General features: G+C 70.1%; 25 protein-coding genes and 2 pseudogenes. 14 read left to right on the forward strand and 13 right to left on the reverse strand.

The features are described 5' to 3' along the window. Positions 1–24 precede the first annotated feature (24 nt). Positions 25–813: a MerR family transcriptional regulator gene (locus tag AB0D04_RS29195; protein WP_362709250.1), complete on the reverse strand. Its 789-nt coding sequence runs from the start codon at positions 811–813 to the stop codon at positions 25–27. Between the two features lie 150 nt (positions 814–963). Further along, positions 964–1,470, reverse strand: coding sequence for a GNAT family N-acetyltransferase (locus AB0D04_RS29200; RefSeq protein WP_362709253.1), 507 nt, complete (start codon positions 1,468–1,470; stop codon positions 964–966). Between the two features lie 206 nt (positions 1,471–1,676). Here AB0D04_RS29200 and AB0D04_RS29205 point away from each other — a divergent pair, with 206 nt between their 5' ends. Further along, positions 1,677–2,480 carry an exodeoxyribonuclease III gene (locus AB0D04_RS29205; protein WP_362709181.1) on the forward strand — a complete coding sequence of 268 codons (804 nt, stop codon included), beginning with the start codon at positions 1,677–1,679 and terminating at the stop codon, positions 2,478–2,480. A gap of 11 nt (positions 2,481–2,491) precedes the next feature. Further along, positions 2,492–3,025 (forward strand): hypothetical protein, encoded by a 534-nt coding sequence (locus AB0D04_RS29210; protein ID WP_362709184.1) that lies wholly within the window; start codon positions 2,492–2,494, stop codon positions 3,023–3,025. Positions 3,026–3,034: 9 nt separating this feature from the next. On the opposite strand, the gene AB0D04_RS29215 is transcribed toward AB0D04_RS29210, so the two are convergent. Next, positions 3,035–3,778: a MerR family transcriptional regulator gene (locus tag AB0D04_RS29215; protein WP_362709255.1), complete on the reverse strand. Its 744-nt coding sequence runs from the start codon at positions 3,776–3,778 to the stop codon at positions 3,035–3,037. A 309-nt stretch (positions 3,779–4,087) separates the two neighbouring features. Here AB0D04_RS29215 and AB0D04_RS29220 point away from each other — a divergent pair, with 309 nt between their 5' ends. From AB0D04_RS29220 to AB0D04_RS29240, 5 genes and pseudogenes are all read left to right on the forward strand, one after another. Then, positions 4,088–5,656, forward strand: a complete 1,569-nt coding sequence (locus AB0D04_RS29220) for an NAD(P)/FAD-dependent oxidoreductase (RefSeq protein ID WP_362709187.1) — start codon at positions 4,088–4,090, stop codon at positions 5,654–5,656. Then, on the forward strand, positions 5,653–6,678 hold the full coding sequence (locus tag AB0D04_RS29225) for an alpha/beta fold hydrolase (protein ID WP_362709189.1): 1,026 nt from the start codon (positions 5,653–5,655) through the stop codon (positions 6,676–6,678). Before AB0D04_RS29220 ends, AB0D04_RS29225 begins: the two co-directional genes overlap by 4 nt. Next, entirely contained in the window at positions 6,675–7,580 is a 906-nt protein-coding gene (locus AB0D04_RS29230; protein ID WP_362709191.1) for an SDR family oxidoreductase, read from the forward strand. Before AB0D04_RS29225 ends, AB0D04_RS29230 begins: the two co-directional genes overlap by 4 nt. Positions 7,581–7,706: 126 nt before the next feature. Continuing rightward, complete coding sequence (locus AB0D04_RS29235; RefSeq protein WP_362709193.1) at positions 7,707–7,868, forward strand: hypothetical protein; 162 nt, start codon at positions 7,707–7,709, stop codon at positions 7,866–7,868. A gap of 155 nt (positions 7,869–8,023) precedes the next feature. After that, positions 8,024–8,266: pseudogene (locus AB0D04_RS29240) on the forward strand (RNA-guided endonuclease TnpB family protein); the annotation flags it as partial. A gap of 244 nt (positions 8,267–8,510) precedes the next feature. Here AB0D04_RS29240 and AB0D04_RS29245 read toward each other — a convergent pair. After that, a complete protein-coding gene (locus AB0D04_RS29245; protein ID WP_362709257.1) occupies positions 8,511–11,816 on the reverse strand; it encodes a S41 family peptidase in 3,306 nt (1,101 codons plus the stop codon). A gap of 252 nt (positions 11,817–12,068) precedes the next feature. Then, positions 12,069–13,331, reverse strand: coding sequence for an alpha/beta hydrolase (locus tag AB0D04_RS29250; protein WP_362709196.1), 1,263 nt, complete (start codon positions 13,329–13,331; stop codon positions 12,069–12,071). A gap of 166 nt (positions 13,332–13,497) precedes the next feature. Here AB0D04_RS29250 and AB0D04_RS29255 point away from each other — a divergent pair, with 166 nt between their 5' ends. Continuing rightward, on the forward strand, positions 13,498–14,487 hold the full coding sequence (locus AB0D04_RS29255; RefSeq protein WP_362709199.1) for a winged helix-turn-helix domain-containing protein: 990 nt from the start codon (positions 13,498–13,500) through the stop codon (positions 14,485–14,487). 249 nt (positions 14,488–14,736) lie between these two features. On the opposite strand, the pseudogene AB0D04_RS29260 reads toward AB0D04_RS29255, so the two are convergent. The 7 genes and pseudogenes from AB0D04_RS29260 to AB0D04_RS29290 form a co-directional block, all read right to left on the reverse strand. Beyond that, a pseudogene (locus AB0D04_RS29260) lies at positions 14,737–15,393 on the reverse strand (cupin domain-containing protein); the annotation flags it as partial. Between the two features lie 25 nt (positions 15,394–15,418). Further along, entirely contained in the window at positions 15,419–15,871 is a 453-nt protein-coding gene (locus AB0D04_RS29265) for a hypothetical protein (RefSeq protein WP_362709202.1), read from the reverse strand. After that, on the reverse strand, positions 15,865–16,101 hold the full coding sequence (locus tag AB0D04_RS29270; protein ID WP_362709204.1) for a DUF397 domain-containing protein: 237 nt from the start codon (positions 16,099–16,101) through the stop codon (positions 15,865–15,867). Before AB0D04_RS29270 ends, AB0D04_RS29265 begins: the two co-directional genes overlap by 7 nt. A gap of 113 nt (positions 16,102–16,214) precedes the next feature. Then, entirely contained in the window at positions 16,215–17,063 is an 849-nt protein-coding gene (locus AB0D04_RS29275; protein WP_362709206.1) for a DUF5753 domain-containing protein, read from the reverse strand. A gap of 36 nt (positions 17,064–17,099) precedes the next feature. Continuing rightward, positions 17,100–17,612, reverse strand: a complete 513-nt coding sequence (locus tag AB0D04_RS29280; RefSeq protein ID WP_362709208.1) for a DUF6879 family protein — start codon at positions 17,610–17,612, stop codon at positions 17,100–17,102. Beyond that, positions 17,605–17,817, reverse strand: a complete 213-nt coding sequence (locus tag AB0D04_RS29285; protein ID WP_362709211.1) for a hypothetical protein — start codon at positions 17,815–17,817, stop codon at positions 17,605–17,607. The genes AB0D04_RS29280 and AB0D04_RS29285 overlap by 8 nt, the downstream gene beginning before the upstream one ends. A gap of 104 nt (positions 17,818–17,921) precedes the next feature. Further along, on the reverse strand, positions 17,922–18,332 hold the full coding sequence (locus AB0D04_RS29290) for an ATP-binding protein (RefSeq protein WP_362709214.1): 411 nt from the start codon (positions 18,330–18,332) through the stop codon (positions 17,922–17,924). 217 nt (positions 18,333–18,549) lie between these two features. Here AB0D04_RS29290 and AB0D04_RS29295 point away from each other — a divergent pair, with 217 nt between their 5' ends. The 5 genes from AB0D04_RS29295 to AB0D04_RS29315 all read left to right on the forward strand — a co-directional run bounded on the left by AB0D04_RS29295 (position 18,550) and on the right by AB0D04_RS29315 (position 21,045). Then, positions 18,550–19,386 carry a helix-turn-helix transcriptional regulator gene (locus tag AB0D04_RS29295; RefSeq protein ID WP_362709216.1) on the forward strand — a complete coding sequence of 279 codons (837 nt, stop codon included), beginning with the start codon at positions 18,550–18,552 and terminating at the stop codon, positions 19,384–19,386. An 11-nt stretch (positions 19,387–19,397) separates the two neighbouring features. Next, on the forward strand, positions 19,398–19,586 hold the full coding sequence (locus tag AB0D04_RS29300) for a DUF397 domain-containing protein (RefSeq protein ID WP_362709218.1): 189 nt from the start codon (positions 19,398–19,400) through the stop codon (positions 19,584–19,586). A gap of 85 nt (positions 19,587–19,671) precedes the next feature. Then, entirely contained in the window at positions 19,672–19,887 is a 216-nt protein-coding gene (locus AB0D04_RS29305) for a DUF397 domain-containing protein (protein ID WP_362709221.1), read from the forward strand. 69 nt (positions 19,888–19,956) lie between these two features. Beyond that, complete coding sequence (locus AB0D04_RS29310; RefSeq protein WP_362709223.1) at positions 19,957–20,466, forward strand: hypothetical protein; 510 nt, start codon at positions 19,957–19,959, stop codon at positions 20,464–20,466. Between the two features lie 189 nt (positions 20,467–20,655). Then, positions 20,656–21,045, forward strand: coding sequence for a DUF1877 family protein (locus AB0D04_RS29315; protein WP_362709225.1), 390 nt, complete (start codon positions 20,656–20,658; stop codon positions 21,043–21,045). Between the two features lie 191 nt (positions 21,046–21,236). Here the strand turns inward: AB0D04_RS29315 and AB0D04_RS29320 are convergent, their stop codons facing one another. Beyond that, positions 21,237–22,496: an MFS transporter gene (locus AB0D04_RS29320; protein WP_362709228.1), complete on the reverse strand. Its 1,260-nt coding sequence runs from the start codon at positions 22,494–22,496 to the stop codon at positions 21,237–21,239. A gap of 132 nt (positions 22,497–22,628) precedes the next feature. Between AB0D04_RS29320 and AB0D04_RS29325 the strand changes: the two genes are divergently transcribed. Further along, on the forward strand, positions 22,629–23,555 hold the full coding sequence (locus tag AB0D04_RS29325; RefSeq protein WP_362709231.1) for a LysR family transcriptional regulator: 927 nt from the start codon (positions 22,629–22,631) through the stop codon (positions 23,553–23,555). The last annotated feature ends 44 nt before the right edge of the window (positions 23,556–23,599 follow it).

Consider the following 23,599-nt stretch of genomic DNA (forward strand, 5'->3'; position numbering starts at 1 on the left):
ACCCGGCCGTCCCCGGCCGACCCCTCAGCCGTCCCGCTCGGGGTCCGACTGCCGTACGGCGTTGGCGTGGACGGCCGTGCGCAGGTACGAGGCGAGGCCGGGGCGCTGCTCGGTCGGCGGGACGAGCAGGGCGAAGGCGCGGGGATCGGCGGCGAAGTCATCGGCGATCCGGCCGTGCATATCGGTGGGGCACGGGGTGAACCAGCGGGTGATGTGCCGCCGGTGTTCCTCGGCGAGGTCCATGGCGCGCTCGCGGTCCGCCGGCTCCTCGGCATCGAAGGCGGCGGTCAGACGCCGGCGCCACGCGGCGCCCTCCGCCATGATCTGCGCCCAGTCCTCCTTGGAGTGCGCGGCGGCCCGCGCCATGGAGCGCTGGTGCCCCTCGCTGTGCTGCCACTTCAGCTGCGCCTCGGTGGCGTAACTGAGATCGAACGAGACCTCGCCGAAGACCTCGAACCGCTCCTCGGGCGTCAGTTTCACCCCCGTCTGCTGGACCTCCATGGCCTGCTCGGCCACCTCGACCAGCCGCTGCAGCTTGATGATCTGGTCGTTGAGGACGTGGTGCCGGGCGCGGAGGTGGTCGAGGGCGTTGGCCTGCGGGTCCTCCAGGATGGTGGCGATCTCGTCGAGCGGGAAGCCGAGTTCCCGGTAGAAGAGGAGCTGCTGGAGCCGGGCCAGGTCGGCGTCGCTGTAGATGCGGTAGCCGGCGGGGCTGCGGTCGCTGGGGGAGAGCAGGCCGGCCTTGTCGTAGTGGTGCAGGGTGCGCACCGTGACCCCCGCGAAGCGGGAGACCTGTCCCACCGAGTAGCCCATCGCAGCGCCTCTCATCCCATGTGTCCCGTGCATCCCCTGCGTGCCGGCGGTCCCCGGGGCGGTCTCCCGGTGGCCCGTGCCGTCGATCAGGCTGTGGTCTGACGTGGGGTGAGGGTCAAACGGGTGGGGGCGCGGGGCGGGCGGAGGAGATCAGCGAGGGGCCGGGACGACGCCTCCGGCCAGCGACTTCGCCATACACCGGCTGTCCTCGTACGTCCGGTACAGCCCGAACTTCTCCACCAGCACATAGCCGCTCGAGGCATACAGCTCCAGCGCCTCCGGCTGCTTGGTGCCGGTTGCCAGCACCATGCGGGAACGCCCCGCGGCCCGTGCATCCGCTTCCAGGGCGGCCAGGATCCGCCGGGCCAGCCCTCGTCCGCGCGCCTCCGGGACCACGAACATCCGCTTGATCTCGGCGTCGCCGGCCGCGTACCCCTCGGCCGCGTCCTCCTGCCGCCGCCACCCGCCGGTGGCCACCGGGCGGGCGCCGTCGTAGGCGATCAGATACGTGCCGTGCGGCGGGGTGAACATCGCGGGGTCGAGCGGCGTGATGTCGCCGTCGCCGTAGCGGCGCGCGTACTCCTGCTGGACCAGCGTGTCGAGCGTGATCGCGTCCGGGTGGTCATAGCGCACGGGCCGTATCTCGAACGGGCGCATCTCGACGGGGTGCATCTCGGCGGGCTGTGTCTCGACGGGACGAGTCTCCATTCGAGTAAGCGTACGGGTGTGCCGGTGCCCGGTGCGACGAGACGGGAAAGCGATCACGGACGGCAAAGCGATCACGGACGGCAAAGCGATCACGGACGGGAAAGCGATCACGAGACGGGAAAGCGATCAGTTCAGGGGGTGGGTAGGGTGCCCGGATGCTCACCGTGACGTCTGTGAATGTGAATGGCCTGCGCGCCGCGGCCAAGAAGGGCTTCGTTCCGTGGCTGGCGGAGACCGGCGCCGATGTGCTGTGCCTGCAGGAGGTACGCGCCGAGCCCGGCCAGCTGCCCGACGAGGTACGTGACCCCGAGGGCTGGCACGTCGTCCATGCCCCGGCCGCCGCCAAGGGCCGGGCCGGCGTCTCCCTTTACACCCGCCGGGAGCCGGACCGCGTCCAGGTGGGCTTCGGCTCGGCGGAATTCGACGTCAGCGGCCGCTATGTCGAAGCCGACCTGCCCGGCGTGACCGTCGCCAGCCTCTACCTGCCCTCCGGTGAGGTGGGCACCGAGCGCCAGGACGAGAAGGAACGCTTTATGGCGGAGTTCCTCCCGTACCTCGCCGACCTGCGCAAACGCTCCGCGGCGGACGGACGCGAGGTCGTGGTCTGCGGCGACTGGAACATCGCCCACCAGGAGGCCGACCTCAAGAACTGGAAGGCCAACCAGAAGAAGTCCGGCTTCCTCCCGGAGGAGCGCGCCTGGCTGACGGACGTCCTCGACGAGACCCGCGGCGGCTACGTGGACGTCGTCCGCACCCTGCACCCGGAAACCGAGGGCCCGTACTCCTGGTGGTCCTACCGCGGCCGGGCCTTCGACAATGACGCGGGCTGGCGGATCGACTACCAGATGGCCACGCCCGGCCTGGTGACTCGGGCGGTGAAGGCGTACGTCGAGCGGGCGGACAGTTATGACCAGCGGTGGAGCGATCATGCGCCGGTGACGGTGGTCTACGGACCCTGAGGAGCGACGCCGTGCTCACCGTCCGGATGAACGACGCGGCCGTCGCGGCCCTCGGGTTGCTGCGGGGCGGCCAGGGGGCGCTGGGGCCGGTGGATCGGCTGGTGCCTGCGTTGAGGGAGCGGGTGGCCGGGGGCGTTGTCCGGTACGGGGAGGTGCTTGCGTGGGCCGGTGCGGCGGTGGATCCGAAGGCCGTTTCCGGTGAGCTCTGCGACCTGACCGGCTGGGAGTGCGCGTCCAGCAGCCTGCACCTGGAGGACTTCGTGCCGGTGCGGGCCGGGGTCACCGACGACGGGCAGCCGGTGCTCGGTGAGCAGGCTCAGGTGTCGTTGCTGCGCCAGGGGCTCGTGCTCGCCGGTGAGGTGTGCGGGCTTGCCGGAGAGGGGGCGGCGCCGACCGCGGTGGTGTGCATCGTCGCGGTCAATGACACCGGCGCGACCTTCCGGTTCCATCGGCCCCGTGCGGGGGAGTCGTGGATCGGCCGGGACCTGGACGGCTACCGCCTCGAGAAGATCATTACGGTGAGCAGCGGTGTGACTGCCGACTGACCTCCTGACCTACTGACCCGGTCCCCCCGCCTCGCCGCAGGCCCGCAGCCACTCCTCGACCTCCGCCCGTACGCGGCGGTCCATGGCCATGGAGAGTTCGGCTTCGACGACGCCCTTGGAGATGGGGCGGAGTTTGTCGATGGTTTCGGCTATGTGGTCCACCTCCTGGGGGGTCGGGGGATCGTCGGTGGGGGCGCGGTGCAGGACATCGGCGAGGACGTGGGTGCGGATCAGGTTGGTGAAGAGGTCGGCCAGGGCGTCGGCGTGCGCGCGGACCTGGCGGCCGGCTTCCAGGACGGCGGCCAGCGGGACGCCCTTGTCGACCAGTTCGGTGGAGGCGTCCAGGAGGCGGCGGCTGATGTGGACGAACTCGTCGCCGTCGACGGCGAGATAGCCGATGTTGAGGGATGTGGTGAGGTTCTCGGGGGTGATGTCGTCGCTGAAGTGGTCGGCCAGTTCCTCGGGGGTCAGGCGGACCGGGGTTTCCTCGGACCACGGGGGGACGAGGGCGGAGCCCAGGCCGAGGAGTTCGCCGACGGCGCGGCCGCTTTCGAAGGCGGCGAGGAGTTCGCCGATGCCGCCGAGGGTGTGGCCGCGTTCCAGGAGGTCGCCGATGATGCGCAGGCGGGCGAGGTGGTGCTCGTTGTACCAGGCGATCCGGCCCTCGCGGCGCGGCGCGGGGATGAGCTTGCGCTCGCGGTAGAAGCGCAGCGTACGGACCGTGATCCCGGCCTCCTTGGCCAGCTCGGCCATACGGAATTCGCGGGACGGCGGGGCGTTGTGCTGCTCGGGCGCGCCGGCCTCCGGGAGCGCCTCGCCGTTCCCGTGCCCGTGTCCCTTCGCGGTCTCGTTCTCGTTCGCTGCCACGGGACCAGCCTATGCCGGGGGTGTGACAGCCGGCCGGGATGCGACCGCCGGTAACTTCCTGCCGCCGGACCCCTACCGCTCGGTACGGACCTGTCCTACGCTCCCCTCAGTCAATCGTGCCAGTGATTGCTGGCACGATTGGCGCGGTGGCAGTGAAGCCGGTGAAGGTGGACGTCGGACTCGGGAGGCAGCGGGATGGCCGGGCGCGAACATGAGCGGGAGGGCGTGCGGGAGCACGTACGGGTGGCGGTGATCGGATCGGGATTCGGTGGCCTGGGGGCGGCCGTACGGCTGCGCCGCCAGGGGATCACCGACTTCGTGGTCCTGGAGCGGGCCGATGCGGTGGGCGGTACCTGGCGGGACAACAGCTATCCGGGATGCGCATGCGATGTGCCGTCGCATCTGTATTCCTTCTCGTTCGCCCCGAATCCGGAGTGGCCGCGGAACTTTTCCGGGCAGGCGCACATCCGGGCGTACCTGGAGCGGGTGACGGACACCTTCGGGCTGCGTCCGCACATCCGCTTCAACTCCGAGGTGCGCAGCCTGCGGTGGGACGGCGATGAGCTGCGGTGGGAGGTCGCGACGGCGAGCGGGACGCTGACCGCGGACGTGGTCGTATCGGCCACCGGGCCGCTGTCGGACCCCAAGCTTCCGGACGTGCCGGGGCTGGACACCTTCCCCGGCAAGGTCTTTCACTCCGCGCGCTGGGATCACGACTACGACCTGCGGGGCAAGCGGGTCGCGATGGTCGGCACCGGCGCGTCGGCGATCCAGATCGTGCCGGCCATCCAGCCCGACGTCGACCGGCTCACCGTCTTCCAGCGCACGCCCCCCTGGGTCATGCCGCGCGCCGACCGCAAGATCACCGGCCTGGAGCGCCGGCTGCACGCCAAGATCCCCGCGACCCGCGCCCTGCGCCGTCAACTGCTCTGGGGAATACGCGAGTTGCAGGTCAGCGCCTTCACCAAGCGGCCCAACGAGCTCGGTCTGATCGAGGCCGTCGCCAAGACCCATATGCGCAAGGTCATCAAGGACCCGGCGATGCGCGCCCGGCTCACCCCCGACTACCGCATCGGCTGCAAGCGCATCCTGCTGTCCAACAGCTGGTACCCGGCGCTGGCCAAGCCCAATGTCGACCTGGTGTCGTCCGGGCTGAAGGAGATCCGCGGCAACACCCTGGTCGCTTCCGACGGTACGGAGACCGAGGCCGACGCGATCATCTTCGGGACCGGCTTCCACGTCACCGACATGCCCATCGCCCAGCGGGTGACCGGCGCGTACGGCACCACCCTCGCCGAGGAGTGGAAGGACGGCATGGAGGCGCTGCGCGGCACCAGCGCGGCCGGCTTCCCCAACTTCCTCACCATCATCGGCCCCAACACCGGCCTCGGGAACAGCTCGATGATCCTGATGATCGAATCCCAGCTGAACTACATGGTGGACTTCATGCGGCAGCTCGACATTCTCGGTGGGCGGATCGCGCTCAGCGCCCGGCCGTCCGCGGTCGCGGAGTGGACGCGGACGATCCAGCGGCGGATGGAGCGCACGGTGTGGAACACCGGCGGCTGCGACAGCTGGTACCTGGACGCGAACGGGCGGAACACGACGGCATGGCCGGGGACGACGTCGGAATTCCGGCGGGTGACCCGGCAGGTGGATCTCGCGGAGTACGAGGTCCTGCGGCCCCCCGGCAGGACGGCCGGGAAGACAGCGGGCACGGCGGCCGGGCAGTCCGTCGGCGAGCGCGCGGAGGTGGTCGCATGAGCCGCCGTCCCGGACATGTGACGAGCGGGCCGTACGCGCCCCCCGTTCCGCGGAAGACGCTGACCGTCACCTCCACCGGCGACGCCCGGCTCTACGCCGAGATCCATGGCCCCGAGGGAGCCCCCGCCGTCGTCCTCGCCCACGGCTGGACCTGCTCGACCGCTTTCTGGGCCCCGGTCGTCCGCGACCTCGCCGCCGATCACAAGGTGGTCGTCTACGACCAGCGGGGCCATGGGCGCAGCCCGGCCGTCGGCGCGGCGGGCCACAGCACCGACGCCCTCGCCGACGACCTCGTCGCCGTACTGGAGGCGACGCTGGAGACCGGCGAACGGGCGGTGATCGGCGGCCACTCCATGGGCGGCATGACGATCATGGCCGCCGCCGACCGCCCGCAGCTGCGCGAGCGGGCCGCCGCCGCGCTGCTGTGCAGTACGGGAAGTGCCGAACTGGCCGCGGAATCACGGGTGTTCCCGTTCCGCAGCCCCCAGGGCCGACGCCGTGCGCACCGTCTCCTCCTGGGCTCGCGCGCCCCGCTGGGCCCCGTATCGCCGGTCGCCAAATGGGCCCTGCGGTACGCCACCATGGGCGCCGGCGCCACCGCCGGGCAGATCGAGGCCTGCGCGCGGATCGTGCACGCCTGCCCGCCCGGCGTACGGGCCCGCTGGGGCAAGGTGCTGGCCGGGCTCGAACTGACCGGCGGGGTGGCCCGGCTGGAGCTGCCGACCGCCATCGTCGCGGGCACCGCCGACCGCCTCACCCCCCTTGTGCACGCCCGCCGGCTGGCCTCCGTACTCCCCGACTGCCGCGGCGTGACCGAGCTGCCCGGCCTGGGGCATATGACACCCATCGAGGACCCCGATGCGGTCACCGGCCGCCTGCGGGAACTCGTCCGGGATCACCTGGCCGCGACCGCGACCGCGACCGCGACCACCACCGGCCCGGAGGCGGCGCAGACCCCGGCCGCCGAGCCCGCCCCGGCCCCCCGCGGCAAGCGGCAGACCAAGGAGAAGAAGTCGGCATGAGCGCAGACAACGCCAGGAGCAGGACCGGGAACAGGAGCCTGGACGGCCAGGTCGTGGTGGTGACCGGCGCGGCGCGCGGGGTCGGTGCGCTGCTGGCCCGCAAGCTGTCGGCGCGCGGTGCGACGCTGGCGCTGGTGGGGCTGGAGCCGGACGAGCTGAAGAAGGTGGCCGCCGCGCTGCACGGCCCGGCGCACCACTGGCACGCCGATGTCACCGACCACGAGGCGATGGCCCAGGTCGCGGGCGAGGTCAAGGACCGCTTCGGCAAGATCGACGTGGTCGTCGCCAACGCCGGGGTGGCAAACGGTGGCCCGTTCGTCGACTCCGACCCGGTGGCGTGGAAGCGCGTCATCGAGGTCAACCTGATAGGCGGCGCGGTCACCGGCCGCGCCTTCCTCCCCGTACTGATGGAGTCCCGCGGCTACTTCCTGCAGATCGCCTCGCTCGCCGCGATCACCCCGGCGCCGATGATGACCGCGTACTGCGCCTCCAAGTCGGGCGTCGAGGCCTTCGCGCACAGCCTGCGCGCCGAGGTCGGCCACAAGGGGGTACGGGTCGGCGTCGGCTATCTGAGCTGGACCGATACGGACATGGTGCGCGGCGCCGACCAGGACGACATCATGCGCGAGCTGCGTTCCCGGCTGCCCTGGCCGTCGAACAAGACCTATCCGCTGGGCCCCGCCGTCGACCGGATCGTGGCGGGCATCGAGCGCCGTTCGGCGCATGTCTACGGGCAGTGGTGGCTGCGCGGGATGCAGTCGCTCCGCGGTTATCTGCCGTCGGTCATCGGGTCGGTGGGCCAGCGGGAGATGCGGCGCTTCGGGGACCGGCTGGACGGGATGCGGGTCGGGCTGGTCGGCGCGGGCGGGGAGGCGGACGAGAAGGCCCGGACGGAGCGGTAGGGCCACGGTGCACGGTGGCCTCCCCTGATCGCCCCCTAATCGCTCGGCGCTCGAAATGCGGAGAATGTCCGGTTATGTAAGTCTGGTCGGGCCCAATTCCCCGCACCTCACGCAGGAGTGACCAGCATGGGTCTCAAGGACCAGTTCCAGGACAAGGCCGAGCGGCTCAAGGAGCAGGCACAGAAGGCGAGGGGCGCCGCCAAGGACGAGGTGTCCGAGCAGGGGCGGCAGGCCCGGGAACAGGCCCAGGATGCGGCCGACGACGCGCGGGGCCGCTTCCAGGACTGACGCGCCGCGCAGATACGCGAAGGGGCGCACCCGGTGCACCGGGTGCGCCCCACGTATCAGTTGACGGTCACTTGATTCCTCCGAGGATGCCCCAGCCTTCAAGCCGGGGTGAGGATCAAGAGCTCTCAACTGTCAGTCCTCCCCGGTAGGTTCGGGTGTATGACGGTGTGGCCAGGTCGAAGGCGGTGCACGCGCTCAGCCGAGCCAGGGGCGGGAGACTGACGTGTGGTCCGGCGCAGCTTGACAGGATGCTGACCGAGGTTCGCGCCCGTACGCCGTGGCTTGCGGATGGGGCGAGCGTTCCTCAGCAACAGGTCGTACGCGACTTTGCGAAGTCCCGGGTCAAGGCCCTGAAGGACATCGAGGCCGGGTTGCCGATGCGGCAGCGGGCTGGGATGCATCCGGGATGTCGGTGTACCGCCTCCGGTCGAGCGACGGCGATGGCCGCTGCATCGCCATCCAGGGCGGCCGGCCCGCGGAGCCCGGTGCCGTGGCACAGGCGGAGCGGCGCAGCGGAGCGGACAGCCAGAAATTCCTGATCGGCCCGAGCCGACCTTCCTGACCGGCCCGAGCCGACCTTCCTGACCGGCCGGGGCCGAAGCGGTGCCCCGAAGCGGTGCCCCCAAGCGATGACGCGGCGCCTCACCCGCCCCGGGGCGGCAGCTCCGGCCGCTCCCGGTCCGGTACCTCGGACAGGTCCGGCGGGGTGGACGCCGGATGCCGCTCCAGCAGTTCCAGCGCCGTCCGCACCGCCACGCCCAGCTGCGGATGCTTGCCCTCGGCCCAGTGCAGCGGGGAGCGCAGCGCCTCGATGTCGACCTCGACGCCGTGGTTCTCCACGCCCCACCCGTACAGCTGGAACCACGCGGCATTCATCGGCACGGTGATCTGGGTGCCGTCGGCGAGCCGGTGCCGCCCGGTCATGCCGACGACCCCGCCCCAGGTGCGCATGCCCACCACCGGGCCGATGCCCTGCAGCTTGAAAGCGGCGGTGATCATGTCGCCGTCGGAGGACGTCATCTCGTCGGCGACCGCGACCACCGGGCCGCGCGGCGCATTGCTGGTGTACGAGACCGGCTGCGCGCCGCGGGTCAGGTCCCAGCCCATGATGGTGCGGGTCAGTTTCTCGATCACCAGCTCGGAGATATTGCCGCCGGCGTTGCCCCGTACGTCCACGATCAGGGCCGGCATCGACATCTCGCGCCGCAGATCGCGGTTGAACTGCGCCCATCCGGAGCCGCCCATGTCCGGGATGTGGAGATAGCCGCACTTGCCGCCGCTCAACTCCCGTACGACGGCGCGGCGTTTGGCGACCCAGTCCTGGTAGCGCAGCGGTCGCTCGTCGATCAGGGGGACGACGGCGATCCGGCGCGGCGGCCCGTCGCCCTCCGCCGGGGCGAAGGTCAGCTCGACGGTGGTGCCGCCGGCCGCGGCGAGCAGCGGATTCGGCCCGGCCACCGGGTCGACCGGGCGGCCGTCCACATGGGTGAGCGCGGCGCCCTCGCGGATGCCCGTACCGGCCAGCGGGGAACGGGCCTTGGGGTCGGAGGACTCGCCGGGCAGAATCCGCTGGACCGCCCAACGCCCGTCCCGCGGATAGAAGTTGGCGCCCAGCAGCCCGATCGGCCGCTGGTAGTGCGGCGGGCCCTCATTCCTCCGGGCACCGGCGACATACGCATGCGAGGTGCCCAGCTCCCCCAGCACCTCCCGCAGCAGATCGGCGAACTCGTCGGGCGAGGCAACGTTCTCGACCAGCGGACGGTACTGCGCCAGCATCTCGTCCCAGTCGATGCCGCACATCTGCGGCTCCCAGAAGTACGCGCGGATGAGCCGGCCCGCCTCGTCGAACGCCTGGCGCCACTCCCACCCCGGATCGACGTCGTGCAGGATGCGCCGCAGGTCGAGGAAGACCGTCGAGTCGGCGTCGGGTGGCTCGGTCGCCGGTACGGCGCGCAGATCGCCCTCGTCGTTGACGACCAGCCGGGAGCCGTCGCCGCTGAGCGCGAACGAGTCCAGGGAGCCGCTGATCTCGGTGCGTCGGGCCTTGACCAGATCGAAGTGCTCGAGGGTGGGCCGCCCCGAGGTGTCGGTGGGGCTGGCGAAGGTCTCGCCGAGCGCCCCGGAGATCGGCCAGCGCAGCCAGACCAGCCCGCCGCCGGCGACCGGCTCCAGCGACGAATACTTGGACGCGGCGACGGGGAACGGCGTGACCCGGTTCTCCAGCCCCTCCACCTCCACGATCACCGGCCCCTCCCCGACCGGCGGGTTCTCCGCCGGATCCAGCCCGCCCGCCGCCGGCCGCCCCTCCGGGGACAGCGCGAAGGGAGAGGGGGTGGCGGAGGACAGCGGTACGAGATGGGGGCGGCAGCCCAGCGGGAACGACAGGTCCCCGGTGTGGACGTCGTAGACCGGGTCGAAGCCGCGCCACGACAGAAACGCGAGATACCGCCCGTCCCGGGTGAACACCGGCTGCTCGTCCTCGAAGCGCCCGTTGGTGACGTCCACGACGGTGCCGTCGGCCAGCCGGGCCATCTTGATCAGCCGCAGCGAGCGGCCGATGCCGGGATGCGACCAGGTCAGCCAGCGCGAGTCGGGGGAGAAGGCGAGATCGCGCACCGGGCCGTTGTCGGAGGCGACCAGCTCGGTGACCTCGCCGGGCGGGCCGGGTTTCTCCGCGTCCTCCGGCGAATGGACATCCACCAGCAGCAGCCGCCCGTCGTGCGCCGCCACCGCCACCCGTTCGCCGTCCGGCGACGACACCATCTCGTGGACGCGCCCGAGCTTGCCGGCCGCCAGCTGCAGCGGGGTGTGCGCGGCACTGGCCCGCGGCAGGTCGGAGATCTCGATCGCATCCTCCCCCTCGGCGTCCGTGACGTAGGCGATCCGCCCGGTGGAGCCCAGCATCTCGGGAAGCCGGACCCGCACGCCCGGTACGTCGTGGATCGTCCGGGCCGGCCCGTCGCGGTGGGTGAGCCAGTACAGACTCCCGCGGACGCCGACCGCGCTGGCCCGCCCGGTGGCGTCCACCGCGAGCGAGGTGACGTGCGAGGCGGCCGGGACCTGGTACGTGCGCCGCCCGGCCCGCGGCCCGCCCAGCCGTACCGCCAGCTTGCGCGGCAGGGCGCCCGGGCTCAGGTCGTCGATCAGCCAGATGTCGCCCGCGCACTGGTAGACGATGCGCGAGCCGTCGGTGGCGGCATGCCGGGCGTAGAAGTCCGCATGATCGCTGTGCCGCCGGAGGTCCGTACTGTCCGGCAGACACGAATACACATTGGCGACGCCCTCGTGGTCGGACAGGAACGCGATCCGGCCGTCCACGAACATCACCGAGTCCAGATGCCCGTACAGATCCGGCACCATCCGGTTCCCGTGCAGCCACATCCGCCCCATCGCGCCGCCCCGGTAGCGCTTCCAGGAGGCCGGCTCGTGCGGCGGCTTGCCGCTGAGCAGCAGCGTCTTGTGTTCCCCGCCGATGTCCGCGACCGCGATATCGGAGACCGGCCCCCAGGGCAGCTTGCCCCCCGGGCTCCCGTCTGTCGGCAGGCTGTACGCCCAGGAGTAGTACGAGAACGGCTGCCCGTGCGAGGAGACGGCGAGGATGTGCGGGCTGCCGTCGTAATCGGGCGGTGTCCAGCCGCAGACCCGGGCGTCCGTGCTCCCCCAGTACGTCAGCCGCCGGGCCGGGCCGCCCTCGACCGGCGCGAGATGCACCTCCGGGTCGAGGCTGCGCCAGGTGGTGAAGGCGATATGGCGGCCGTCGGGGGAGAAGCGGGGGTGGCCGATACGGGTCCGGTCGACGGTCAGCCGCCAGGCGCGGCCCGGTTCCTCGCCCGGGGGCGCGATCGGGGCCACCCAGAGATCGTCCTCCGCCGAGAAGCAGAGCAGATCACCGTGCAGATGCGGATACCGCAGGTAGGAGCCGGGGGGCGGCCCTTGTGCGACCGGCATCCGGCGCAAGCGGCCGCGGGGCTCGGCGGGAAGCGCTTCCGGGTTCGTCCCCGGTTGTGCCTCCGATTGCGCCTCCGGGTTCGTTCCCGGGGGCGGCTCGACGGCCTCGCGTGCGTCGCTCACGCCACCATGGTTTCGGGGTGGGGGGAGGGCGGCAACTCGGCGCCCGTGGCGCTGCCGGTTTCACCACCTCACGGCCGCGTACCCACGCCCCATCCTTCGAACTCGTTCCCCTTGCCGCTGACCGGCCGGTCAGCGGATGGGCAGCTGCCGGGCGAAGAACCCGTGCACGTAATGCCGCACCATGGGCACCGAGGAGGCCGGCCCGATGGCACCGACCAGCGCGTTCCGGTCCTTCGCGCTCATCAGCCCGGCGTCCTGCAACCGGGGCGCCATCGCCGCGTAGTCGCAGAACACCCAGTGGTTGGCGGCGTCGATCCGGTGCCGCCGGGTGCGCCCTCCCGGATGGGCGAGCATCGCCGACCAGGAACCCTCCAGCTCCCTCCGGGCGGGAAAGTGCTCGCTGCCCAGCAGAAGCAGCGGCCGGTCCACCCCGTGCCGCGCAACCGGATACAGCTCCGGCTTCCGGCCGGGCGGGTCCGAGGGGTGGTCCAGAAAGCCCTCCAGGTTGACCGCCGCCCCGATCCGCCGGTCCTCGTACATCGCCCCGGCCGCGGCGGTGCCGCCCGCGGAGTGGCCGTAGATGCCCACCCGCCGCAGGTCCAGCGCCCGCCCGAGGTCCCTGGGCAGCGGGCGCCCCGCCGCGTCCGGGTTCCGTCCGGCCGCCAGCGCCGCCAGCTGGTCCAGTACGAAGCGGATGTCCGCGATCCGGGTGTCGATCATCGTGCGGAACTGCCGCGGATCCGCCCGCGGGTCGCCCCGGAAGACGGTGGGCCGAACCTTCGCCCGCCCCGCCCGCGCAACCGGGAAGTCGACCTCCCCGGCATCTCCCGGATGATCGATGGTGACGACCACATAGCCATGGCTCGCCAGCTCCTCGGCCGTGCCGGTGCCGAGGGTGCGCGCATCGCCGCCGCTCGGCGTGTAGAGCAGCACCGGCCGCCGTACGGGCTGCGCGGGCGCCCCCGTACGGGCATGGGTCCTGGTGGCGGCCCAGTCCACGCCCTTCACCGGCAAGCGGTGCACGCGGACGTCGATCGCCGTGAACAGCTCCACGGCATCCCTGGTCATCTGCGGCGCGACGGGATGGCCGCCGCCGGCGCCACGGGCCGGATAGAACACCGTGACCATCACCTCCCGCACCGCGATCTTCGGTTCCCACGGATCGCGCCGCGACCGGTCGACCAGGTAGAGCGTGGTCGCCCCGATCCGGTACGGCCCGGTCGGCGCCGGGAGGCGAAGGGTGAGCCCGCCGCCGGTCCCTCCCTGCCCGGCCTCCGCGACACCGCAGCCGGCGAGCAGCCCGGTGCCCAGCGCGGCGGCTGCCGCTGCCATTGCCGACCTGGTGACCGTCCGCCGGTCCACCTCTCCGTAGCTGATCACTCGTCCGAACACGGTTCCCCCTCGGGCCTCTTGTGACGTCGGTCCTTGCGCCTTCTGGTGCCCCCTTGCGTGAATGAAGGGGGCCGACCGACATCCCGAATGCTGGCGCCCACCAAGAGCTACGGGCGAACGTTCAGGCCTGGCCCGAAACGCTGGCGCAACGTCAGAAGGGGGAGTAGTGCCGATCCGAATCCACTTCACGGCCGAAGACTTCGCCCGCGTCCGCTTCGCCCCCCGGCCGGCACCGTTGCAAGAGCTGAACGTGGCCCTGATGAAGATGTGCGTCCCCGACGAGGAGCTCCTCTTCGGCCGCTGGCGCCGCCGGCTGCTCCGGTCCCTGCCGGACGCCGTCCGCCCGCTGGGGGACCTGGTCCCCGCGGGCGAGGCCCCCCTCTTCATCGACGTCTTCAGCGACAGCCTGCGCGAGGGCCTGGACACCGTACGGGCTTCGCCCCCTGCCCTGGTCCGCTCCGAACTCGACCGGGTCCACGCCAACCGCCCGGCCCCGGCACCCCTATGGATCCGCGACCTGCACCGGGGCGACGCCGACGCCTGGACCCTCCTCCGCCGCGCCCAGCAAGCCGCCTTCGATACGGCGCTGCGCCCCGTATGGCCCCTGATCCAGGACCTGCACCGGACGGAGTTCACCCGTCACGCCCTGACGGCCGCCGAGCACGGCATCGCCGGCGCCCTGACAGAACTCGCCCCCTCATCCCAACTCCAAGATTCCATCTGGGAGTTCACCTCACCACTTCAACACGACCGCGACATCACCCTCCAAGGCCGCGGCCTGGTCCTCGTCCCCACCTTCCACTGGACCGGCCCTCCCCTCATCTCCGACCTCCCCGGCCGCCCCCTGTTCCTGACCTACCCGGCCGGTACGGGCCTGCCGCTCACCCCGGACGGCACCGGCGGCACGGATGACGCGCTCTCCGCCGTCCTCGGCCGCACCCGCCTCGACATCCTGCAGCGACTCGCCGACGAGCACACCACCACCGAACTCGCCCGCCGCCTGGGCGTCAGCAACGCCACCGCCTCCGCCCACGCGGCCGCACTGCGTGGCGCGGGCCTGATCACCACGGTCCGCGCCGGACGCGCGGTCCTGCACCGGCGCACGGCCCTGGGGGCCTTGCTGGTGCGGCGGGGCGGCCGCATCCGCAGCGCGTGAGCCATGTGAGCCATGCGGCCGCAGCCAGCGCCGGTCGCTGATAGCCGCCTCGCCGATTCGTGTGGTGGCGTCGGCCGGATCGAACCGGTCAAGGAAGTTGATCACCATGGAACGCGCCGTGCGGACCCCGGTCTCAAGATCTTTGGTGAAGAGACGCGGAGGCACCTCCGCTCGGAACGACTTCTCTTCCACGGCCAAGTCGATGATCTGCTGCACCAGCCACAGCCAGGGCCGGTCCTTGATCGCAAAAGTCAGGTGGCAGCTCGTGTCGCTCCCGACCGCGTAGGGGCTGTGCACCCAGCCCCTCGGGACGAACAAGGTGTCGCCTGGCGCCAACTCGAACTCGAGATCCGGCGGGCTTGTCTCGAAGCGCTCCTGCAGTTGTGGACTCCATACCTGGGGCGATGAAAGGTAGTCATCCACCGGCCGATCGACGACGGGGCACCACAAGGGCCATCGCTTGCGGCCGGTGAGCTGCGTGATGATCCCCGTGAACTGGTCCCAGTGGTGTCTGAGCCCCTGCTTTCCGGGCGGGGTGACGATCGCACTCACGTGATTCGGGTACCCCGTCTCGCGCTGGATCTGGTACGACACCTGGGCCAGGTAGGGGATCGCGCGCTCGGCCTCCCGGAGGTTCACGGTGTGGCCCTCGTCGATCAGGCCGCGGAGCTTCTCCGGGAGCAGCGCGCCGTCTTGGGAGAACCGGCCGGGGTGCACGGCCTGCCCGTCCTTGACCACCGCGACGTACTGCGGTGGCAGAAGGCCGTAGTCGATGTACGTCTCCAGGAGGGACAACGGCACGTTCCGATCGAGTTCGGTTGTGCCTCGGTGGTATACGCGCGGTTCATCCGGCCACGAGCTCAGCACTTCCCCCGTGCCGCCGCTCAGTAACAGATTCAACGACATGTGTCTTCTCCTCGGCAGCGCTCGGTCAGTCAGGTGGAAGTGGGCAAGCGATGTCCGGATGTGGGCGATTGGGACATGCCACTACCGAGTACGAGGTGAGAGACCCCGAGGTCATCCAGTAGGCCCAGGTCACATCCACGCCACGGGGCAGCGCATCGAGCGCGTAGGCCGTCTTCACGTGGAGGCCGCAGTACGCCGTCCTGCCGTCCTCCCGGTCGAGCGGCAGGTTCTCCCGGTAGATGCCTTTAAGCCAGGACACGGCGTCGACTGCACGCGTCCAGGTGCGCTCGGCGGCAGTCTGGTCCCGCCGCAGCAGCCAGTGGCCGACCATCATGGGAGGCAGGGGCGAAGCCAGAAAGGCGCGGGTCTGCTCGTCGCCCGGATGCCGGCCAGGCCGACGCAAGCCTTCCCGCCCGTATTCCTTGCCGCTTCCGACCCATGCACCGTAACCGTGCCAGTGCCCCTCCCGGCTCAGCACTCCAGCCCTCGCTCCCTCACCCAGCCAAGGGCGAACGTGTCGAGCTCCTGAGCGGTCGCGCGGAGCTCTCGTCCGGCGCCCTCCGGCTTGGTGTCGTGCAGGACGAACGCCCCTGTCACCCCGGGGACTTCGGCGATGGAGAGGCACGTCTCGTGCTCACCTCCCAAGTTGCCGCCACAGAACGTGGTGAACCGGGCGTCGTTGATGGGCGTGTCGTAGACGTTGGGCATGGGACATCCCTTCCGAGCGCGTCTGCTGAATGGAGATGGGTCTCTCCGTATGCGCATCACGCTAGGAACGGGCAGGTCAGCGCCTCAATGAATGTGCCGGAACTTGCCAGGAGTCACCCAAGCGAGTCGATGGCCGCCGTAATTCGGTCGCGCGCCGCACCGCCGTACACGGCCAGTTCGGTAAAAGTGGAGAACGTCTGGGCGTACAGATTGATCTCGTGCGGCTGCGTGACGGTCAGGTGGGCGGACACCAGCTCGACGTTGGCCTGGACATCGTCGAAGAGGAAAAAGCCCTCGACCGGCCAGAGCCCGGACCGGTCGGCGTCAAGTGGCACAATGCCGAGGCTCACCGAAGGCAGCGATGCGGCGACAAGAAGGTGCCGCAGTTGACCTGCCATGACCTCGCATCCGCCGATCCGGTAGCGAAGGGCGCTCTCTTCGAGAATGATCGCAAAGCGATGATTTCCCTCGTGCACGATGCGCTGCTTCTCCATGCGTACCCGTACGGCTGCATCCACATCGTCGACGAGCTGCCGGCGATTGCGGATTGAGGTCAGCAGAGCCTTGATGTACGGCCCCGTCTGGACGGGGCCGGGAATGAGCCACGAGGAGTAGATACGAAAACGCCGGGTCCGCTCCCAGAGAGGGAGAACCGACTCCTGGGCCTGCTTGAGCCCCGAGCGCTCCATGCGGCGCCACTCGACATACATGCCGTCGATACCGCGAGCAGTCGTCACGAGATCCTCGGCAAGGTGTGGCGCACCACAATGCAGCGCCCAGGCACGGAGGTCCGGCTCCGACGGGCTGCGGCTGCCGCTCTCCAGGCGGGAGCACTTGGATTCGTGCCAGTCGGCCAACGCGGCCAGCGCCCGCGCCGTGAGGCCGGCGTCAAGCCGTATCTCGCGCAGGCGTTGGCCCAAGGCCTTCCTGGCCTGGTGAACGCTCGATGATGGTGAGGTCATACTGCTCGGGCTGGGCGCCGGACAACCGCCTGTCCGTCAGACGGGCTGGTATTCCGCATGGGGCACGGCTCGTTCCCACACGCCCTCGAATGCCGCCGCGCACAGTTCGGCGACCTTGGGGTCCGTGGTGACCTCGTGCTCCAGGGAATCCCCGTTTCCATCGAAGTGATTCACCAGCACAAGACCGGCATCGAAGAGCCAGAAGTCATTGCCTGGCAGGGCGATGTCTGTGGCCTTGCGACGCGAGAGCCAGCGCACCTTCTCCCCGGCCGCGAGGTTGAGGCCTTCGGTGACCTCGTACTCGAAACGGATGTACGCACTGACCGGCTCGGACACGATTCTGGCCCGCCGCACCTCTACCCCCCTGGAGGTCGCTTCGCGCACCAGCCGCAGCCAGTCGCCCCATCGTGTCGCGGGTTCGATGGCGTGGCCTGCGCTCCAGTCGATGAACGCCGGGTCCGACTTCATATAGCCGTCGCGCATCTCCAGATGGATCGCCGACCTCTGGCAGTTGCGGAACAGCTCCTCGAACGGCGGGACCCTAGTCACCCTTCACCTCCAGAAAGAACCGCACCATGCGCCGGGGGATCTCGACCACCGTCTCATGACTGGGGATGTCCATCTGGGACAGACGATCCGGGTCCACCACCTTCCAGCCCTGAACCAGGTAGTTGTCCGTTTCTTCGTCCAGGTACACCGTGGGGGAGCCACCACTCGGGCTCTCCGGGTCTTTGCCGAGCTTCCGCAAGGTCATGACGTCCACCTCCGCTGAAGGCAGCGATCTCTGTGCGTGAGCTTTCCGCTAACTCACGCTGTTTACGAGGAACTTGCCAGAACTTGCCAGGGGAGACGCCGCACTCATGCGGCCGCCGCCAGCTCGCACCAGACGTATTTGCCGAGGTCTCCGGTGCTCAGCAGCGGGTACCAGCCCCACTTGTCGGAGCAGGAGTGGACGAGGTCGAGCCCGCGACCGCTCTCGGTGTCGTCGGTGAGGCGCAGTACGAGCGCGGGTGGCGTGGGGTCCGTGTCCCAGGACCCGAGACGGAGGATGCCGTCCGCCCAGTGGACACGGAGGGCCGCGGGGCCCTCGGTGTGGCGCACGGCGTTGGTGATCAGCTCGGTGGCCAGGAGTTCAGCGATCTCGATGAGATGGGGGAGGCCGTGTGCGGTGAGGATGAGGTGGAGGGTGCGACGGGTGATGGGGACGGCGCGGGGGTCGTGGGGGATGTAGAGGGAGTATTCCCAGGGCTTGACCATGGAGATGGGCATGCGTAACTCCGGGTTGAGGGGAGTGAGTTGATGCGTACGCGGCGGGTGGGCAGGCGGTGGCAATGTCGCGGCCGTCCTGGCAGGGCGGGGCAATGCGCTTCCGGATGCCGAGTTCACTGCGTGTGCGATACGTCACTGACGGTAGGGGTAAAACTTTCCCTCCGTCAAGCCGGGCTGGAATACTCGTACCGTTCAACACCGGGGAAGGAAGGGCCACATGGCCTCAAGGGCGGTCATCACTGCGCGTCAGGAACGGCTCGGCGTCGAACTGCGCAAGCTCCGCGAGCGGGCAGGCCTGACAGGCCGGGACGGTGCGCGGGAGTTGGGCATCGCCGAAAGCAGGCTCTCCAGCACTGAGGCGGGTCGGGTGGGGGTGAGTGCGGAGCGCGTACGTCATCTCGCCAGCCAGTACGCGTGCGAAGACGCAGCACTCGTGGATGTCCTGGCCGCCATGGCGACTGAGCGTGTGCGCGGCTGGTGGGAGGAGTACCGGGAGTGGGTGCCTTCGGGTTATCTGGATGTGGCGGAATTGGAGCACCACGCCCTCGGTTTGTGGACGTTTCAGAGCATGCACATCCCTGCTCTTCTCCAGACTGAAGAGCAGGTGCGGGCGATCTTCGCCTCCACAGTGCCGACGCTGTCGGAGGAAGAGCTCGAAGTGCGCGTACGTTTCCGGCTGCGCCGTCAGGAACTGTCCGCACCCTATGTGGCGGTGATCCACGAGGCAGCGCTGCGGATCAGGGCGGCAGACAACAAGGTGGCCCGAAGTCAGTTGCTCCACATCTTGGAACAGTCGGAGCTCCCGCGAGTGACCGTGCGGATCGTCCCGTTCGACGTAGATGGGTTTGCCGGGGTCGGCGACCCGCTGGTGTATGCAAGCGGCCCGGTTCCGCAGCTGGACACGGTTCTGATGGACACCCCGCACGGTGGACACCTTCTGGACGCGGAAGCGCAGCTCAACCGCTATCGAGAGGTACGTCGCAAGGTGGAGGAGGCAGCGCTGGGGGTCGTAGAGTCGAGGAACTTTGTCCATCGCCTCGTGCAGAGCATGTGAAAGGTCCCGACATGACACAGGGCACCGTGTGGCAGAAGTCGTCGTTCTCCGGCGGTGGTGACTCATCCGACTGCGTCGAACTCGCCGCTGTGAACGGCTCCATACTCCTCCGCGAGAACGACACTCCGTCCCGGATGCTGTCGGCCACCCCGGACGAGATCGCGGCCTTCGTGCGGCACGTACAGGGTGAGGCGAAGTGACCGTCGGCAACCCATTCCCGATTCGCGGTGTTCTACGTCATGTAGGGACGGAAGCGAACGCTTCTTGAAGCTTGGGGGGCTCGACATGGCACACGGCGTCACATGGCAGAAGTCGTCCTTCTCCGGTGGTCAGGACGGGCCTGACTGCGTGGAACTCGCGATTGTCAACGACACCATCCTCCTCCGCGAGAGCGACACCCCGCACCGAGTCCTGTCAGCCACCCCGGCCGAACTGACTGCCCTCATACGTCACATACGGGCCACGGCGCCGAGCGCGCCTGACCTCGGACCCTTGAGCTGAACCCTCCCTGTCGGGCGCGGCGGAAAATGTCGGCTCCCTCGCGAGAGCGGCGGCTGGCAGGATCAGTGCGTGTTCGATTTCGGGGTTGAGGGCTACCGGCCGCAGTGGCTGAACGGCGCCGGCGCGGTGGCTCAGGCGCACGGGCGACGGTTGAGCGGGCTCATCGGCCGTCCTCTGACGAGGGTCTGGGCGGTCTGGGACCTCGAGGACGACGAATGGTTCTGTGACTGCCCGGTGCTGTTCGACTTCGACGGCGAACAGGTCGAGATCAACCACTTCAAGTTCGACGATCTCTCCCTTACCTGGGCCACGATCGACCCCCGCCGTCCGGTTCAATGGCCGGGCTTCGACCTGCGGTGGCGGCCCGAGCCGCTACCCGGGTTGCAGGCTCTCCGAGGCGAGGTCCTCCAGAGCGTCGAGTTGCTCGAATGGACCGGCAACGACATGGCCCAAGGGGCCGTGGAGGTGAGCTTCCTCTTTCCCGACGGCCGAGTGACCGTCTTCAACGCGCTCGACGAGAACGGGCTGAACTTCGCCCCGCCCGGCCCGCACCAGCGGCGGCACACGCTCGGCCAGTGACCTGAGTCGGAGATTCGTCGGCAGATTCAGTGGTGAAGCGCGGTGACGGCCCGGAACCTGCCTTCGCGACAGTGCGGCAGTCGATGTCCGCCCGGCTTCGGCGTCTACGCCCGCACTGTCAGTGAGATAGGGAACATTAGTTCGTCGTCGCGATGGATCGATCTCGACTCGATGATGGGGGCTGTCTCCATGGGCATGGTCATCTCGTTCACGCGCGTGACACCGGAGGAGCTGGACAGAGCCGAGAAGGACACCGAGTGGGCGAGGGAGTTCCTCCGGGAGGTCGACGAGCTCCGGCCGGACGACCCCGACGGCTACCTCGACAAGGCCTGGGCCGGCCTGGAGTTCCTGCTTGAAGAGGCCGATGAGCCCCTTGAGTTCTTGATGGACGGTTACCCGATAGACGACAAAGGCACGCTGTTCGGCTGGAGCGTCGAGGACGTCCAGGACATGGCGAAGACGCTGCGGGCGCTGCCGTGGGAGCGGTTGGTCACGCATGACGACCCGGTTCGGATGGACGAGGAAGAGGTGTACCCCAGATCTGGGATCCCGAGGATGACGGCGCACCCGAGTATCTGAAGGTGGCCTTCGAGACGCTGGTGAGTTTCTTCGAGGCCACGGCCCGCTTGGAGTCGGGGGCGCTGATGAGCTTCAGCTTCTGATGTCCTGAGCCAGGGGCAAGCGCCCGGCGCGCCACCGCCGACGCCGCGGGGCACCGTCACCCTGGCTTGGGTCCGCCGGTGGCTCAAGAACCGACCGAAGCTCCGGCCTCAGACACGATCGGCAGCTTCTTGGACTCCGGCACCAGTCGGCTTGTTCTGGGGCGCGTTCTCGCGGCGCGGGAGAAGCAGCGGGGTGGCCAGGAGGAGGACTCCGGCGGCGGCGATCGCGGTGCGGGGGCTGGTGACGGCGGCCAGCAGACCCCACAGGGCGGTCAGGACCGCGATGGCGGCGCTGCTGCTGATCGACCACGCGACCAGGGTGCGCGCGACCCGGTCGGGGGCGGTGTGGTCGAGCCGGTAGGTCGCCAGCATCGGGTTGAACAGGCCGATGCAGGTCACCAGGCCGAGTTGGACGGCGATGACCAGGACGATCCCGGGGACACCGGGCCGGACGAACGCCAGCCCGAGCGGCCAGCACGCGCGCAGCACCCCGGCGGTGAGCATCACCTTGTGCCGGCCGAACCGCGCCGCGAGCCGATGCGCCAGGCGTGAGCCGATCAGGCCGCCGACACAGGGGGCCGCGAACGCGAGGCCGTACTGCCAGGGTGTGAACCCGAGGTGGCCCAGCAGAAGTACGGCGAGCAGCGGCTCGGAGGCCATGATCAGGCCGTTGACCACGATCATGTTGAAGAACAGCGGGCGCAGCGTGGGGTGCGTGAGGATGTAGCGCCAGCCGTCGAGCAGGTCACCTGCTCGCAGCCGTGGTGCACCGGTCCGCGCGGGGCGCGCCTCCGTCCCGCCGATGGCGCGGATGCCCAGCGCCGAGAGCAGGTAGCTGACCGCGTCGGCCACCACGGTCGTCACCGGGCCGAACATCCCGATCGCGGCCCCGCCGAGCGGCGGACCGACCGTGGTCGAGGTCCACGTCGTGGACTCGAACCGGCTGTTCGCGACGAGAAGGTCCTCCGGCGGCAAAAGCGCCTTCAGGTACGCGCCGCTCGCCGCCCTGAACGCGATGTCGGCCGCCGCGGTGACGACGGAGACCACGAGGAGCTGGGTGAAGCCGAGCCGGCCGAGCGCGAACGCGGCGGGGATGCTCATCAGCGCCGCGAACCGGGTCAGGTCCATCGCCACCATGACAGGCCGCTTGCGCCGGAACTCCACCCAGGGGCCGAGCGGCACCGCGACCAGGGCTCCCACGGCCCGCCCTGCGGCAGCCAGCGCCGCCACCTGGGCCGGCCCGCAGTGCAGCACCAGGACCGCGATCAGGGGAAACGCGCCGAGGCCGAGCGCCGAGCCGTACGAGCTGACCGCAAACGCCGCCCACAACCACCCGAACCGACGCCCCAGCGCCCGCCTGCCCGTCATGCCCACCGCCCCCCTCGCCGACCGAACCACCACGCGGTGACCACCGGCATCAAAGCGAGGAGGAGAGGGCGAGATCAAACAACCGATCAGCTACGAGGCACAACCATTCGTTGTGCGGATAGCGTGGCCGGCGTGGATATCGACGCTGTGCGCACCTTTGTGGCCGCCGCGGACGCGGGGCGGTTCCAGGACGCCGCCGCGGAGTTGTCGGTCACCCAGCAGGCCGTCTCCAAGCGCATCGCCACGCTGGAGAAGACCCTCGGCGTGCGGCTGTTCACCCGCACCGCGCGAGGCGCGGAGCTCACCATCGACGGACAGGCGTTCCTGCCCCACGCCCGCGATCTCCTGCGGGCCGAGGAGCGGGCGGTCGCCTCCGTGCGTCCCGGCCGCCGCGCGCTGCGCGTGGATGTGATCGGCCGACGGCTCGGCCCGGCTGCCGTGCTGGGGGACTTCCGTCGCGCACACCCTGAGGCCGAGCTCGATGTCGTGACCCTCTTCGACGCCGACGCGGCCGTCGACGCCATCCGGTCCGGCACGATCGACGCGTCCTTCCGCGCCGTCACCATGCCCGGCCGGCAGCTCCCCGACGACGTCGAGGCCGCCCGGGTCTTCGACGAGCCCGTCCAGCTCCTCACCGGACCGGCCCACGAGCTCGCCGCCGCCCACGCGGTCACGCCTGCCGAACTCGTCGGGCACCGGATCTGGATGCCCGGTCTTGTTCCCGGCACCGAGTGGGCCGCCTTCTACGGTGACCTCGCCGCCGCGTTCGGGCTCACCATCGAGGTCACCGGCCCCGACTTCGGCACCGAGCCCCTGCTGGACACCCTCGCCGATTCCCGGTCACTGGCGACCTTGGTCGGCGAGCAGACACGCCTCCTCTGGCCCGCCGACCACGACCTGCGTCGTATCGCCATGCGGGGTCCGACACCGGTCTACCCGCACTCACTGGTCTGGCACCGCGACAACCCGCACCCGACACTCGCCGCACTCCGCGACCACCTCCGCTCCGGCCGGGCCCCGCACGCCGACGCCGAGACCTGGACACCGACCTGGGCCTAAGGCCTGTCCGCCGGGAGCGTGCTCTGCGTTACGGGGCAGTAACA

The organism is Streptomyces sp. NPDC048483 (assembly GCF_040651455.1).
Classification (GTDB): Bacteria; Actinomycetota; Actinomycetes; order Streptomycetales; family Streptomycetaceae; genus Streptomyces.

What these genes read in the sequence shown, in the direction of transcription:
- AB0D04_RS29195 (WP_362709250.1), bottom strand. Translation starts at nt 813, where the DNA reads ATGGGCTACTCGGTGGGACAGGTCTCCCGCTTCGCGGGGGTCACGGTG.
- AB0D04_RS29220 (WP_362709187.1), top strand. Translation starts at nt 4,088, where the DNA reads ATGGCCGGGCGCGAACATGAGCGGGAGGGCGTGCGGGAGCACGTACGG.
- AB0D04_RS29275 (WP_362709206.1), bottom strand. Translation starts at nt 17,063, where the DNA reads ATGACCTCACCATCATCGAGCGTTCACCAGGCCAGGAAGGCCTTGGGC.
- AB0D04_RS29215 (WP_362709255.1), bottom strand. Translation starts at nt 3,778, where the DNA reads ATGGCCGAGCTGGCCAAGGAGGCCGGGATCACGGTCCGTACGCTGCGC.
- AB0D04_RS29225 (WP_362709189.1), top strand. Translation starts at nt 5,653, where the DNA reads ATGAGCCGCCGTCCCGGACATGTGACGAGCGGGCCGTACGCGCCCCCC.
- AB0D04_RS29290 (WP_362709214.1), bottom strand. Translation starts at nt 18,332, where the DNA reads ATGCCCATCTCCATGGTCAAGCCCTGGGAATACTCCCTCTACATCCCC.
- AB0D04_RS29300 (WP_362709218.1), top strand. Translation starts at nt 19,398, where the DNA reads ATGACACAGGGCACCGTGTGGCAGAAGTCGTCGTTCTCCGGCGGTGGT.
- AB0D04_RS29285 (WP_362709211.1), bottom strand. Translation starts at nt 17,817, where the DNA reads ATGACCTTGCGGAAGCTCGGCAAAGACCCGGAGAGCCCGAGTGGTGGC.
- AB0D04_RS29315 (WP_362709225.1), top strand. Translation starts at nt 20,656, where the DNA reads ATGGGCATGGTCATCTCGTTCACGCGCGTGACACCGGAGGAGCTGGAC.
- AB0D04_RS29235 (WP_362709193.1), top strand. Translation starts at nt 7,707, where the DNA reads ATGGGTCTCAAGGACCAGTTCCAGGACAAGGCCGAGCGGCTCAAGGAG.
- AB0D04_RS29305 (WP_362709221.1), top strand. Translation starts at nt 19,672, where the DNA reads ATGGCACACGGCGTCACATGGCAGAAGTCGTCCTTCTCCGGTGGTCAG.
- AB0D04_RS29270 (WP_362709204.1), bottom strand. Translation starts at nt 16,101, where the DNA reads ATGCCCAACGTCTACGACACGCCCATCAACGACGCCCGGTTCACCACG.
- AB0D04_RS29200 (WP_362709253.1), bottom strand. Translation starts at nt 1,470, where the DNA reads ATGCGCCCGTTCGAGATACGGCCCGTGCGCTATGACCACCCGGACGCG.
- AB0D04_RS29320 (WP_362709228.1), bottom strand. Translation starts at nt 22,496, where the DNA reads ATGACGGGCAGGCGGGCGCTGGGGCGTCGGTTCGGGTGGTTGTGGGCG.
- AB0D04_RS29295 (WP_362709216.1), top strand. Translation starts at nt 18,550, where the DNA reads ATGGCCTCAAGGGCGGTCATCACTGCGCGTCAGGAACGGCTCGGCGTC.
- AB0D04_RS29245 (WP_362709257.1), bottom strand. Translation starts at nt 11,816, where the DNA reads ATGCCGGTCGCACAAGGGCCGCCCCCCGGCTCCTACCTGCGGTATCCG.
- AB0D04_RS29230 (WP_362709191.1), top strand. Translation starts at nt 6,675, where the DNA reads ATGAGCGCAGACAACGCCAGGAGCAGGACCGGGAACAGGAGCCTGGAC.
- AB0D04_RS29205 (WP_362709181.1), top strand. Translation starts at nt 1,677, where the DNA reads ATGCTCACCGTGACGTCTGTGAATGTGAATGGCCTGCGCGCCGCGGCC.